Annotated in this window: 11 protein-coding genes; 7 read left to right on the top strand and 4 right to left on the bottom strand. The window is 43.8% G+C overall.

The window, feature by feature from the left end; translation table 11 throughout:
- Nucleotides 1–276: 276 nt before the first annotated feature.
- Both OC443_RS12140 and OC443_RS12135 read left to right on the top strand, forming a co-directional pair.
- On the top strand, nt 277–951 hold the full coding sequence (locus OC443_RS12140; protein ID WP_073579864.1) for a response regulator transcription factor: 675 nt from the start codon (nt 277–279) through the stop codon (nt 949–951).
- 6 nt (nt 952–957) lie between these two features.
- Nucleotides 958–2,244: a sensor histidine kinase gene (locus OC443_RS12135; RefSeq protein ID WP_073579863.1), complete on the top strand. Its 1,287-nt coding sequence runs from the start codon at nt 958–960 to the stop codon at nt 2,242–2,244.
- 35 nt (nt 2,245–2,279) lie between these two features.
- Here the strand turns inward: OC443_RS12135 and OC443_RS12130 are convergent, their stop codons facing one another.
- On the bottom strand, nt 2,280–3,719 hold the full coding sequence (locus OC443_RS12130; protein WP_073579862.1) for a sucrose-specific PTS transporter subunit IIBC: 1,440 nt from the start codon (nt 3,717–3,719) through the stop codon (nt 2,280–2,282).
- Nucleotides 3,720–3,968: 249 nt separating this feature from the next.
- On the opposite strand from OC443_RS12130, the gene OC443_RS12125 reads away from it, so the two are divergent.
- Nucleotides 3,969–4,955, top strand: coding sequence for a LacI family DNA-binding transcriptional regulator (locus tag OC443_RS12125; protein WP_073579861.1), 987 nt, complete (start codon nt 3,969–3,971; stop codon nt 4,953–4,955).
- A gap of 225 nt (nt 4,956–5,180) precedes the next feature.
- A complete protein-coding gene (locus tag OC443_RS12120; protein WP_073579860.1) occupies nt 5,181–6,809 on the top strand; it encodes a glycoside hydrolase family 32 protein in 1,629 nt (542 codons plus the stop codon).
- Nucleotides 6,810–6,872: 63 nt separating this feature from the next.
- On the opposite strand, the gene OC443_RS12115 is transcribed toward OC443_RS12120, so the two are convergent.
- Nucleotides 6,873–7,796, bottom strand: a complete 924-nt coding sequence (locus tag OC443_RS12115; protein WP_073579859.1) for an aminoimidazole riboside kinase — start codon at nt 7,794–7,796, stop codon at nt 6,873–6,875.
- Between the two features lie 532 nt (nt 7,797–8,328).
- Between OC443_RS12115 and OC443_RS12110 the strand changes: the two genes are divergently transcribed.
- Nucleotides 8,329–9,270, top strand: a complete 942-nt coding sequence (locus OC443_RS12110) for a glutathione S-transferase family protein (RefSeq protein WP_073579858.1) — start codon at nt 8,329–8,331, stop codon at nt 9,268–9,270.
- A 100-nt stretch (nt 9,271–9,370) separates the two neighbouring features.
- On the opposite strand, the gene pta is transcribed toward OC443_RS12110, so the two are convergent.
- Together pta and OC443_RS12100 are read right to left on the bottom strand one after the other, a co-directional pair.
- Nucleotides 9,371–11,509: a phosphate acetyltransferase gene (gene pta, locus OC443_RS12105; RefSeq protein ID WP_073579857.1), complete on the bottom strand. Its 2,139-nt coding sequence runs from the start codon at nt 11,507–11,509 to the stop codon at nt 9,371–9,373.
- 142 nt (nt 11,510–11,651) lie between these two features.
- A complete protein-coding gene (locus OC443_RS12100) occupies nt 11,652–12,848 on the bottom strand; it encodes an acetate kinase (protein WP_073579856.1) in 1,197 nt (398 codons plus the stop codon).
- Between the two features lie 343 nt (nt 12,849–13,191).
- On the opposite strand from OC443_RS12100, the gene yfbV reads away from it, so the two are divergent.
- Nucleotides 13,192–13,644, top strand: a complete 453-nt coding sequence (gene yfbV, locus OC443_RS12095; RefSeq protein ID WP_073579855.1) for a terminus macrodomain insulation protein YfbV — start codon at nt 13,192–13,194, stop codon at nt 13,642–13,644.
- Between the two features lie 159 nt (nt 13,645–13,803).
- On the top strand, nt 13,804–13,995 hold the full coding sequence (locus OC443_RS12090) for a hypothetical protein (protein ID WP_262021675.1): 192 nt from the start codon (nt 13,804–13,806) through the stop codon (nt 13,993–13,995).
- Nucleotides 13,996–14,032: the final 37 nt, after the last annotated feature.

Here is a 14,032-nt window from a genome sequence, read left to right as displayed (position 1 = left end):
AATGTGCCTTTCAGCTCACGCCCTGCGGGTGAGTTTGTCAGGCTCTGATACGGTGTTACTGATTTTCAACGTAGAATGACTATGTCTTCAAATCAGTGCCTTGTCTCAGAGCCTGACAAATCTCACTGAAACCTGCATCTTCAGGTTGTTTGGGTATACCTGAACAACTTTGGGTATATTTCAGCAGAAAACGATGTATATTTTCAGTGGTATATGATTGTCGGATAGATGATTGGCCCCCTTTGGGCTGATCGTTTGGGTTTATTAGGGTTTCGCATGTTAAAAGTATTACTTGTCGAAGATGACTTAGATTTGGCAACTGCAATTATCGATTATATGGAGTTGGAAGAGATTGAATCTGACTACGCTGCAGATGGCCAGATAGGCTACAATCTGATTACAAAAAATCCATATGATGTTGTGATTCTTGATTTGAATTTACCAAAAATTGAGGGGTTGGTGGTGTGTGAGCGTATCCGTTCTCAGGGGATTGAGACGCCGGTACTTATGCTGACCGCCCGGGATACACTTGATGATAAACTCAACGGTTTTTCAAAAGGTGCAGATGATTATCTGGTAAAGCCCTTTGATATGGAGGAACTGCTGGCCAGAATCAGGGTTTTATCCAAACGAAAAAGTGGCCAGATTACCAAATTACAGGTGCATGATCTGGAGTATAACCTGTCAGGAAGTGAAGTCCGCCGCAATGGCGAGGTATTGAAACTTTCACCGATTGCCAAAAAAATACTGGAAGTTTTAATGCGGGAATCACCGGGGACAGTTTCCAGGGAAAAGATCATTCAGGCGGTCTGGGGTAGTGATCAGCCGGACAGTAACAGCTTGAAAGTCCATATGTTTAATCTGCGTAAACAAGTTGATAAAACAGGTTTGCCTCCTTTAATTCATACCGTGTCCGGTGCCGGTTTTGTCATTCGCCAGCCAGAGAGTTGATGACCTATGCAGATTCGCCGAAGCCTGAAAATCTACTTTTTGCTGGGGGTGACCTCGGTCGGGATGCTCATCGTCCTTGGTTTATCAACATTGAGTGCCGTTTATTTGACGAAAGGTGCTGATATCGCGATGAAGTACAGCATGCTTGAAGTCGGAAAGAATGTGATATTTACAGGGGATAAGCCAAAGGAGGTGCTGGGGTTTACGATTGTCCGGCACTGGAAAGATGCACCAGAAATTGTCCGGACGTATGTACCTGAACTGGAATCTCATCTGGCCTATGGCAGACATTTTGAAAAAGTCAGTTTTTTTGATATTCCCGAATTTGCGGTGTTTGCCCTGCGTTATGACCGTGGCCCGGATGATGTGATTTATATTTGCCGGGTTGCAACCGATATTGTTCCGCTTGATTACAGTCAGAATATGCCTTTACCTCTGCCCTATGTGAAACTGATTATCTATGCCGTGTTTGCCATTATGACTTTTGTCGTGATGACATTATTACTCTTCCGGCATATTGCGGTTCCGGTTGAAAAGCTGATTGGCTGGGCAAAAAGTCTTCATTCAGGTGAGTTGAATCAGCCAGTGCCTGATTTTCAATATAATGAGCTGAATAATCTGGCGAATATCATTCGTACCAGTTTACAGTCTGTCCAGTCTTCTCTGGAGCGTGAGAAAGCATTTCTTTCTCATGCCAGTCACGAGTTAAGGACACCGATTTCAGTTGTGCGCAGTAACAGTGAGCTGATGAAAAAGCTGATTGAGCGTGGTGACAACACTCAGGAAAAACAGCAGGAAGTGGTATGCCGTATTTTACGGGCCAGCTATACCATGACAGAACTGTGTGAAACCTTACTCTGGCTGAACAGGGGGGAGCTGGGAAATCTGGTCAAAGAAGATATCGCGCTGGGTCCGATGCTCAGACAATTGATTCATGATCTGAATGATTTGGTTCGGGATAAAAAAGTTGAAATTCATGTTGAAACGGATTCTGAAGTATTAATGTTGCCTGCGACATTAGTCAGGATCGTATTAGGAAATTTAATCCGCAATGCTTTTCAGCATACCTACCACGGGAAAGTAGAAATTGTTCAAAGTGGCTATAAGGTGAAAATCAGCAATTTCAGTTATACCGATGGTAATGAGACCAATCTGGGATTTGGATTGGGTTTAAAGCTGACCCGGCAGGTGATTGAACATTATCAGTGGCCGTATTGTACCAGGAAACTTCAGACCGGAAGAGAAGTGTTAATTGAGTTCAGAACATGCAGCAACAAAAAAGCCCACGCCTGATAGCGTGGGCAAAGAAAAAGATGTGAAAGCGGGGGTTAAGCTGGAGCGTTTGCTGTTTGCTTTGATTTTTCTCTCACATCAAGAGCAATAGTTAACCCGAATGCGACGGTGAAAGAAATTGCCATACCGATGATGTAGTAAACCAGTTTTGTCGGGTCGATAGAGATAACACCGGGTAAACCTGCTGCACCTAACGCCAATGCTTTTACGTGGAATAATGTGATAAATGCACTTGAAGCGGCTGCACCGGTAATCGCTGCAATGAATGGATAGCGTAGTTTCAGGTTCACACCAAACATCGCTGGTTCTGTAATACCAAGTAATGCGGTAATACCAGATGGCATCGCAATCCCTTTCAGTTTGACATCGTGTGTTCTGACGGCAACTGCCAGTGATGCTGCACCCTGAGCCACGTTTGACATCGCTGCGATTGGGAAGATGAATGTACCACCTGTGGTTGCAATATCAGCCAGCAGCTGCGTTTCAATTGCAATGAAACTGTGGTGCATACCTGTAATGACAAATGGAGCATAAATCAGACCAAAGATGGCACCGCCAACGAATCCGGCAGATTCATACAGCCAGTTCAGACCATCACCAAGGATGAAGCCAAGGTCACGGGTGAAAGGACCAACCAGTGTGAAAGTCAGGAAGCCTGTGATGAAAATAGCCAGCATTGGTGTCAGCAGGTTATCCAGAACGGAAGGAATAACTCTGCGAAGTCCTGTTTCGACTTTTGCCAGGATGAATGCACAAACCAGAACGGGCAGTACAGAACCCTGATAGCCGACTTTTTGAATTTCGAAGCCAAAGATATTCCATGTTGGAATTGTTCCGGCAACAGATGCGCCACCAAAGCCCCAGCCGTTAAGCAGGTCAGGGTGAACCATTAACATCCCTAATGCTGCACCTAAGAAGGGGTTGCCGCCAAATTTTTTGGTTGCAGAAAATGCCAGCAGTACAGGCAAGAAGACAAACGGTGCATTTGCAAAGGTGTTAATCATGCTGGCCAGGTCAGCCATTCCGGGATAGGCATCAATCAAAGATTGCCCGTCAATGAATAAGCCTTTGGCTGTCAGTACGTTGAAAAGACCCATCAGCAAACCACCGGCAACAATGGCTGGAATGATTGGGACAAAAATGTCAGACAGGCCTTTTACCGCTCGCTGAACAAGATTCTGTTTTTGGGCTCCGGCAGATGCGACATCGCGGGTCGACATTTCAGCCATTCCGGTTTGTTCTGCCATCGCAGCATAAACATTGTTGACAATGCCTGAACCAAAAATAATCTGGTACTGGCCAGCCACTTTAAACTGGCCTTTCACGCCATCTAACTGGCCGATTGCATCTTCATCGATGATGGATTCGTCTTTTAGTGCTAGTCTTAAACGAGTGGCACAGTGAGCTAATGCTTCTATATTATTTTTACCACCCAAGAGTTCTAATAACTGTTTCGCAATGACTGGATAGTCCATAAGTTAACTCCGGTTTCTGTTATTGGATATCGTATGAGTACAATATGTTTTGGGAACGTTTGCAAAAGAGATTTTTGTCAATATTTTACCAATGGTCAAAACCAAGAAACCCATTATGTGAATCAGATCTCCAATCGATCGGAGAATTGATTCGAAAACAAGGGTAGAATCACGTTATTTCCGGCAGTAATTATTGCGATAACTGCTATTGTTGCGGTCGGTTCTGAAGTAAAAAGGTATGTTTGATCTATGGCGAGTTTACATGATGTGGCCCGGCTGGCCGGGGTTTCTAAGTCAACCGTTTCACGTGTGATTAATGATGAGTATGGTGTAAAAGAGTCCACGAAGATTAAAGTCCTGGAAGCCGTTAAAGAATGTGGTTATGTATTGAATCAGGTTGCAAAAGATCTGAAATCGCAAAAGACAAATCTGATTGGTGTCGTCGTTCCCCGGGTTTCATCTCATGCGACTGCACAGGGGGTCGACGGTTTGACCGCGGTGTTTGAAGAAGCGGGCAAACAGGTTTTGTTAGCCAACTCTCATCAGGATCATGACAAAGAGCTGGAATTTATCCGGATTTTTAATCAGAAACGTGTGGAAGGGATTATCTTCTATGCCACACATCTTGATTCATCCTTAGTTCAAATCATTCAGACTTCCTCTGTCCCGGTTGTTCTGGTCGGTCAGGATGGTTCTATGTTTGATATTCCAAGTATTGTCCATGACGATTTACGGGTTGGTTATGAAGCCGGAAAGCGTTTGGTGGAGAAAGGGTGTCAGCACGTTGGCTTTATTGGTGTGCAAAGTGATGACCTCGCTGTTGATGAATTACGTTCCCGTGGCCTGAAACAGGCGTTGGCTGCGCATGAACTGACCCCTCTGTTTCATGCACATGGCAGTTTTTCAATTGACTCCGGCTACCAGCTGGCCAGAACCTGGCTACAGAATTACCCTGAGACTGACGGCATTTTCTGTGCGACTGACCGGATTGCTGTGGGTGCAATAAAAGCAATGCGTGAGATGGGGATTCAGGTCGGAGAAGATGTCAAAGTGTTGGGGGTTGGTAATGATGAGCTGGCTCTGATTAGTCATCCGTCACTGTCAACATTTAATTATGCGTTCGATAAAGCCGGGGAAAATGCCGCCAGAATGTTGTTAGACAGAATCAGTGGTCTGGGCCAGGAAATGTGTAAAGTCGTTCTCACATTCCAGCATGTTGACCGGGAAACCTGTTAAAAGACGAGACTTCCTAAACTTTGATGACTCTCACATAATCGTAAATTTCTTCAAAATTGTATAAACCTACAAACTGTAGTGACTTACTTTATCCAGCGCGATTCATACGCGATAAACCGCTGAATATTCACTTGACGCCTGTATCACTTTTGTGGGGACAGGCTTGCCATTTATTATGGAATTTTATATTTTTGAAATCGTTCCCAAAGAATAGGATTAACCAGAATGCATATCGAAGATCTCGTCAAACTGGCAGGAGGTATTAACAATGTATACCGTGTCCTGTTACCTGAAGGCCACCTTTCTCTTGCCGTAGAAGACCCTGAGCTTGTTGGTGCATTACCGTCTGATGCAGTGCTGAAACAAGTGATCAGTGAATGGCATATCGTCGATTTATCCGGTGATCCTGTCTCTGAAGCATCATTATTTGATTTGGGACGGAAAATTGAAGCCCGTCAGCGGGAAAAGATTAAGCAGTTCTCTCATCCAACCTCATGTCAATATCGCCCGGCATGGCATATTGCCGGCCCTCAGGGGCTGGTGAATGACCCGAATGGATTCATTTATCATCAGGGTGAATATCATCTTTATTATCAATGGTCGCCGATCGGATGTTCCCATACAGACAAATATTGGGTGCATACAACCAGCCAGGATTTGCTGAACTGGGAATGGGATGATGTGGCCCTGACGCCATCGGATTGGTTTGACAGTCATGGTGCCTATTCCGGGCATGCAGTGAGTCTTGATAACGAGTTGATGGTTTTTTATACCGGAAATACCCGTCTGGGTGAAGAGCGCCACCGGCAGACGATGCAATGTGCAGCCGTGTCTGAAGACGGTAAGAATCTGCGTAAACTTGGCCCGCTCATCCGTGAATTGCCACCGGGAGTGACTGAACACATCCGGGATCCGAAGATTATTCACCGTGAAGGTCGCTGGTTGCTGTTTTTAGGCGCACAGACCACAGAGATGAAAGGTCGGCTTGCGGTGTATCACTCTGAAGATTTACATCACTGGGAATTTGACCGTTTATACGGCGATGAACTGGGTGACTACGGTTATATGTGGGAATGTCCGGATGTTTTTGCTCTGGACGGAGACTATTATTTTGCGTTTTCACCTCAGGGAATTGATTCCGGCAGTGAGTACAATACCGTTCCTCATCAGAACAGAATTGCCCGTCTGACTTTTGGTGATAATGATGAAGTGATGTTGTCACAATTACAGACGCTCGACTATGGTTTTGATTTTTACGCGCCACAAAGTATGCAAACCAAAGATGGCCGTCGGGTCATGTGTGGCTGGATGGGATTACCTGATGAGTGGACTCAGCCATCCTGCCGGTCAGGAAACTGGGTGCATCAGTTAACCGCATTGCGGGAACTGAGTTCAGAGAATGGCAAGCTGATTCAGAAGCCGCAAAAAGAGTTGGAAACATTGCGTTCTGAAGTCAGAGAGTATGAGCTGGCAGACAGCTGCGTTGATCTGAAAACAAAAACATTCGAATTACATACCCAACTGACATGGGGTAGTTGTCTGAGGTTGTTTGAAGATTCAGCTTATTTTGCAGAGTTGTTGCTCGATGCAGAAAATCGTCGCCTGATCTTTGATCGTTCCAATACTCAACTGGAAGAAGGCGACACAATCAGAGAAGTTGCACTGGATTCGGATACGGTTGAACTTCAGATACTGGCAGATAATTCTTCACTGGAAGTGTTTATTAATGGTGGAGAAGCTGTCATGACTGCCCGGATATTTACTCCAGAGGCAGCCACACAGGTTTCTTTAAAAGGAGCGGCTAAATTACAGGTATATAAGCTTAAGGCACCTCAGATGCCTTATCTGCGCTGATTATCTAAGCCAGCAGGTTTTGTTTCACAGGGTGACTTCATTCAGGAATTCACCCTGTAGTACTTAACCGGTTATCAGCTGAAGCAATGCTTCCCGCGTTGGTAATGCAGTCATGGCACCTTTTTGAGTGGTTGCCAGTCCGCCACAGCAGTTGCCCCAGGTAACTGCATCCAGAATCGCTTCTTCATTTTGCCATTGTTGCGACTCTGCCAGACGACAAAGCAGACCGCCGACAAAGGCATCACCTGCTCCGGTTGTATCAACTACCTGAACTGAACGGCTGGGCACTTTCACTCTTTTATTTTCAGTCACAACCAGTGTGCCCTCAGCACCCAGTGTAATTACTACCAGTGGAATGGCGTATTGCTGCAAAGTCTGCAGTGCTTCATCCATCGAATTTGTTGCCGTGAGTAAAGTTAATTCTTCTTCAGAAAATTTAACAACATCTGCCTGACGAACCACATCCATGACCGTTGGTATCATCTCTTCCGGTTTTGCCCAGACTTCTTCACGTAAATTCGGGTCAAAACTGAAAAATCCGCCATTTTGTTTGATGCGCTGAATGGCTTCTTTTGTTGCACTCCGGCTCGGATCATTGGCTAAGGCGATCGAACAAACATGAAGCCATTCCCCGCTCTGGAATGCTGGAATATCATCCATGGATAAAAATTGATCAGCACTTGGTTTGACCATAAAGGTAAAACTTCTTTCTCCCTGATCATCCAGATCTACAACAACTGTTGAAGTTCTGTGGTCTGAATCAGATATCAGATGTTGCGTGTCAACTTTTTCATGCGCCAGAGTTTGCTGCATGAATTTGCCCATTGGATCCTTCCCGACTCTGCCAAAAAATGCGCAGTTTCCGCCTAAACGTGAAATACCAACGGCAACATTTGCAGGGGCGCCACCCGGACATCTCAAATAATGGGATGACCCGTCGGGAATTAGATCTACGACGGCGTCTCCGGTTAACCAAATCTTATTCACTGTTATTCTCCTTTTACATAGATCTTTATATTTTACCTGACTTGTTTCAACTTATCACTGCCGGAGTGATATATATTTAAATTTATACTGAGTTAATTTGATATATACCCGGTTTTTTTGAAAGATGAATATAAAGGTCGACAATTTTCAGAGAAAACGAGTAATGGTAAGTGCTTATCGTCATTGAGTTGTCATGCTTTCTGTCATGATTTTTTCATCCGGATTGATTTTAAAATGTTTCTCACTGAACAAATTTTCTGTAAATTTATTTTTATATTTTAATAGAGTGTTTCCTTTGGTTTTTTTATTTTTATATGATTTATATGCTAATTTAAATTAAAAGAATGAAATAATTAAAATAGGTATAATTTTATTTTAAATGAATTGTTTTGTATATTTTACTTGTGGATTTTTGTTGGTGATAAATATTATTCAAAATATTTGAACATGAACGACAGGTTTAATGAATGTTATATTTTGAACTTTTTCCTACAATAGAAAATAAAGTTTTATTGATGATTAAAGGTGCTTCATGGGAAAGCTGGTTGAAGGTGTTTGGCACGATGTCTGGTATGATACAAAACGTCATGCGGGTAAATTTATCCGGGAAAATGCTGTATTTCGTGATTGGATATCAGAAGAAGAGGGCGCTGTTTTTGCGCCTGAGGCAGACAGGTATCACCTGTATGTTTCGCTGGCTTGTCCCTGGGCGCACCGGACACTGATTTTTCGTCATTTGAAGCAGCTTGAGTCCTGTATTGATGTTACGGTGGTGTGCCCTGATATGTTATCTGAAGGGTGGAGTTTTGGAATTCCTGAACCGCTGTTTGGTTATACACGTTTGCACCAGTTGTACACACATGCCCGTTCTGACTATACCGGCAGAGTTACTGTTCCTGTTTTATGGGATAAAAAACTGAACACGATTGTCAGTAACGAATCGTCAGATATTATCCGGATGTTTAACAGCGCATTTAATGCATTGACAGGAAACCATGACGATTATTATCCGCAGGAATTGCGGCATGAAATCGATAATTGGAATGAATTTATTTACCCTAACATCAATAATGGCGTTTATCGCTGTGGTTTTGCTACCAGTCAGGAAGCTTATGAAGAAGCTTACCAGTCACTGTTTGATGCATTAGATAAGGTAGAAAGGCATCTGGCGACTCATCGTTATCTGACCGGGAAGAGACTGACAGAAGCAGACTGGCGGTTGTTTACGACATTAATTCGTTTTGATGCGGTTTATGTTGGTCATTTCAAGTGTAACAAGCAGCGAATCGCTGATTATCCGAATTTGTATGGTTATCTGAAGGAGCTCTATCAAATGCCGGGTATTAAAGAAACGGTCGACTTTTATCATATAAAACGTCACTATTATTTCAGTCATACCGGAATTAATCCGACTCAGATTGTCCCGTCGGGACCGGCGATGGGCCTTGAGTCCCCCCATGGCCGTAAGCTATGAGTGATTAGGCGATTAGCTGTGAAAAAATAAAAGCCTCTGCCACGAAATTCGTTTCAGAGGCTTATCATTTGCTTAGCTGACTAAGGCACAATAATCAGATTTATTCCTGACCTGCCTGAATCGCTGTCAGTGCAACTGTATAAACGATATCGTCAACCAGTGCACCACGGGACAAATCGTTAACAGGTTTACGCATACCCTGCAGCATCGGACCAATAGAAACCAAATCTGCTGAACGTTGTACCGCTTTGTATGTTGTATTACCCGTATTCAGATCCGGGAATACAAATACAGTCGCTTTACCGGCAACAGGAGAGTTAGGTGCTTTAGATGCCGCCACGTTTTCCATAATCGCAGCATCGTACTGAAGTGGACCATCAATAACCAAATCAGGACGTTTTTCCTGTGCAATACGGGTCGCTTCACGTACTTTCTCAACATCTTCGCCCTGTCCGGACGTACCTGTTGAGTAAGAAATCATTGCAACACGTGGGTCAATACCAAATGCTTTTGCTGAATCTGCTGACTGGATAGCAATTTCAGCCAGTTGTTCTGCATTTGGATCCGGGTTAATTGCACAATCTCCGTATACCAGTACCTGATCAGGCAGCAGCATGAAGAAGATGGAAGAAACCAGTGACGCATTTGGCGCTGTTTTGATTAATTGCAACGGTGGACGGATTGTATTCGCTGTTGTGTGAACAGCACCGGAAACCAGACCATCAACTTCAGCTTTCTCAAGCATCATTGTGCCAAGAACAACAGTATCCTGAAGCTGTTCACGGGCAACAACTTCAGTCATGCCTTTATTCTTACGTAATTCGACCAGGCGAGCGACGTATTGTTCACGTACTTCTTCAGGATTGATAATTGTAATCCCTGTACCCAGAACAACACCTTGCTGATCAGCGACGCGTTTAATATCTTCAGGGTTACCTAACAGCACACATTCAGCGATACCACGTTCTGCACAGATAGATGCAGCTTTCACGGTACGAGGCTCATCACCTTCAGGTAACACAATACGTTTGTTCGCACGACGGGCATATTCAGTCAGCTGATAACGGAAAGCCGGCGGGCTAAGGCGACGAACACCAGCCGTTGTTTCTGTCAATGTATCAACCCAAGGACCGTCAATATGACTTGCGATGTGTTCATTAACGAACTCGATACGTTCTTTATCATCTGCTGGTACTTCCAGACTAAAGCTTTGCAGATTCAGAGACGTTTGCCATGTATTGCCTTGTGCTTTGAATATTGGCAATCCAGATTCAAACGCTGGTTTACACAGACCGACGATTTCTTTAGGAATATCGTATCCGCCAGTGAGCAATACAGCACCAATTTCAACACCGTTCATTGCTGCCAGAGCCGCTGCAACAATGACATCAGGACGGTCTGCAGAAGTGACAAGCAGTGAACCCGGACGGAAATGTTCAATCATATTTGGTAGTGAACGTGCGCAGAAGGTAATGCTCTTAATTCTGCGCGTATTGATGTCACCAGCACTAATGATTTCAGCGTTCAGGTGCTTCGCCATATCGATTGCACGGGTTGCAATCAGGTCGACACGCCATGGAATACAACCCAGTACCCGGATAGGACTGGAGTTGAAGATTTGCATCACTTCGAGGTTGGTCTGAAGTGCACTGTCAGCATCATCAAAGATTTCTGACAGGTCAGGGCGGGTCCGACCAGCTTCATCAACCGGTGCATTCAGTTTGTTGATAATGACACCAGAAATGTGTTGATTTTTTGTGCCACCGAAGTTAGAACAAGCCACTTCAATTCGCTCTTTCAATTGAGATGGGTTGTCAGTACCTGGCGTCGCAACAAATACAATTTCAGCGCCTAAAGTTTTCGCAACTTCCGCGTTAACCTGGTTGGCAAACGGATGTTTACGTGTTGGAACAAGACCTTCAATCAGTGTGACATCAGAACCCGTATTGATGGAGTTATAGCGCTCAACGATGGTTTCCAGCAGAGCGTCCATTTGTTCACTACCCATCAATGCTTCTACTTTTGACATTGCCAGTGATTCAGCTGTTTTAATGTCACTGTTTGAGCTCAGAATAGTTGATGTCAGATCAGGTTGGTCGCCGCCGTGTCTTGGTTGGGCGATTGGTTTGTAAAAAGAAATTTTTACACCCTTGCGCTCCATGGCACGGATTACCCCTAAACTTACGCTGGTTAAACCAACACCAGCGCTAATAGGAATCAGCATAATAGTACGAGACATGAATAGAGTACCTTCAGCTATCGATTGCAATATTTATGAAAGTGATATTGCAGAAAGGAATAAAGCCCAATAAACAATACGCGATGTTATATCAGACCCCGGAAAAAAAACTGGCTAACATCATGTTAGCCAGTTTTCGTAATTAAATGCCTGTTAGTCGTGCAGTATCCTCAGCAATAACTAACTCTTCATTGGTTGAAATCACCATGGCCGGAATCCGGCTTGATTCTGTAGTGATAACACCTTCGCCACCAAAACGTGCTTTCAGATTTGCTTCTTTATCTGCTTCAACGCCAAGAATACCCAGACGGTTCAGAACCATCTCACGAATTGGCGCAGAGTTTTCACCGATACCGCCTGTGAATACAATGGCGTCTAAACGGCCATCAAGACAGGCTGTATAGCCGGCAACATATTTTGCAAGGCGGTGGCAGAAAACGTCCATGGCACGATTTGCGTCTTCTTTTGTACCGTAGTTATCTTCAACATAACGACAGTCAGAAGTGACTTCTGTTAAACCCTGTAAGCCCGACTCTTTTGTCAGCATGGTGTTAATCTGTTCAACAGAATAACCTAACGTATCGTGCAGGTGGAAAATGATCGCCGGATCAATATCACCACAGCGTGTGCCCATCACCAGACCTTCCAGAGGTGTCAGACCCATCGATGTATCAACAGACTTGCCATTCTTAATCGCACACACAGATGCACCATTTCCTAAGTGGCAGTTGATGATATTGAGTTCATTCTCAGGTTTACCCAGACGTTCAGCAGCTTCACGTGTGATAAACAGATGAGACGTACCATGCATACCATAACGGCGAATACCTTGTTCCTTATATAACTTATAAGGCAGCGCATACAAATACGCTTCTTCAGGCATAGTTTGATGGAATGCAGTATCGAATACGGCAACATTCTTCAATTTCGGGAATGCTTTTTGGGCCGCTTTAATACCAATTACATGCGCCGGATTATGAAGAGGCGCAAATGTTGCAGCATCCTCAATGCCTTTCAATACAGCTTCATCAATCAGTGCAGATTGTGTGAACTGTTCACCACCATGAACGATACGGTGACCGATAGCAGCTAGATTTTCTGCGAGTTCAGGTTTAGAGGCTAAAATCGTTTCAACAATAAATGACAGTGCTTCTTCATGAGCGGCACCATCACCAAGCTGGGCTTCATGTTTTCCATCCAGCTTCCATTTAATACGGGCTTCAGGCAGATGAAGACATTCTGCAAGCCCCGTAAGAGATTCATTACCGTTTTCAGCATCTACGATTGCAAATTTAAGTGAAGAACTACCGCAGTTTAATACTAAAACTAGCTTTGACATGATTAACTACCTGTATAATCGGTTTACATACAACAATGACCAAGAATAACCCAGTTAAATACTGTGTATACGAACTTTGGTCAAAAAACATCACGTGTGCACACCTAATCGTGATTCACTTAAAGGTTATACACTTTAATTATGGCCAATATTTATTTCAAAGTTGCTTAAATGATAAATCGAAGCAACAATGTCAGTAAAAGGGCCCGCCAAGGATAGCGGCAATGAGGCCCGATAACAAAAAAAATTTTGTATAAATATGAACGTCCGATAATATTTTGCAGAATTATTTTATTTTTTCAACTAATATTATAATCACTATGCTGGTGAGTGAGATTTGCTTATGAGTAATCATGCAGGAATAATGCATAGCCTCAGAGATGGACAAAAGTACATGGACATCTGGCCTGTGCGAAAAGAATTAACCCCTTTATTCCCGGAACAGCGCATTATCAAAGCGACACGTTTTGGCGTTAAAGTAATGCCGCCTGTTGCTGCAATTAGTGTTCTGACTCAAATGGCTTTTGATAACGCTGAAGCCATTCCCCAATCTATCGTGATTGCACTGTTTGCACTGAGTTTGCCATTACAGGGTATGTGGTGGCTGGGAAACCGCGCAAACACCTTGCTTCCGCCTGCTTTAGCCAGCTGGTACAGGGAACTACATCAGAAAATTCTCGATACGGGCTTTGCGCTGGAACCTATCAAATCAAATCCACGTTATAAAGAGCTTGCATTTATTCTGAACCGGGCGTTTCGTCAGTTGGATCGCTCGGTATTAGAACGCTGGTTCTGATCGCTTAACAATTTTGCATTTCTTTACAGGCTGCCAGCTTTCAGGCTAGTGGCCATATCTGGTTTCATACGGTTTCTCATCCGGATGAAGATAACCAAAAATCCCACTTCACTTTGTTGTAACTTGCTGGTAATAATGTCAAGTACTGCACTATAAACAATGAAGCAGAATAAAAATAAATCATTCATATTCTATCATGAGACTATGGGGTCCGGTTATTTCGGTTTCTTTGCCTGTATGGAAAGAGCTGATTGTTTCGGCCGAATCAATAATCCGGATAGCTATGAAAACAAAGATAAAGGTGAAAATTTTTCTGGTTGGATTAACCGGGAAGATGAAGCACCTGAATAAAACACAACATCCGCATCCATCGTTTGAATTCAAGGAG

The sequence above is a fragment of the Vibrio quintilis genome, assembly GCF_024529975.1.
GTDB lineage: Bacteria > Pseudomonadota > Gammaproteobacteria > Enterobacterales > Vibrionaceae > Vibrio > Vibrio quintilis.
The sequence above is the reverse complement of the archived record's forward strand: the minus strand, read 5'-3'. Positions and strand labels throughout refer to the sequence as shown.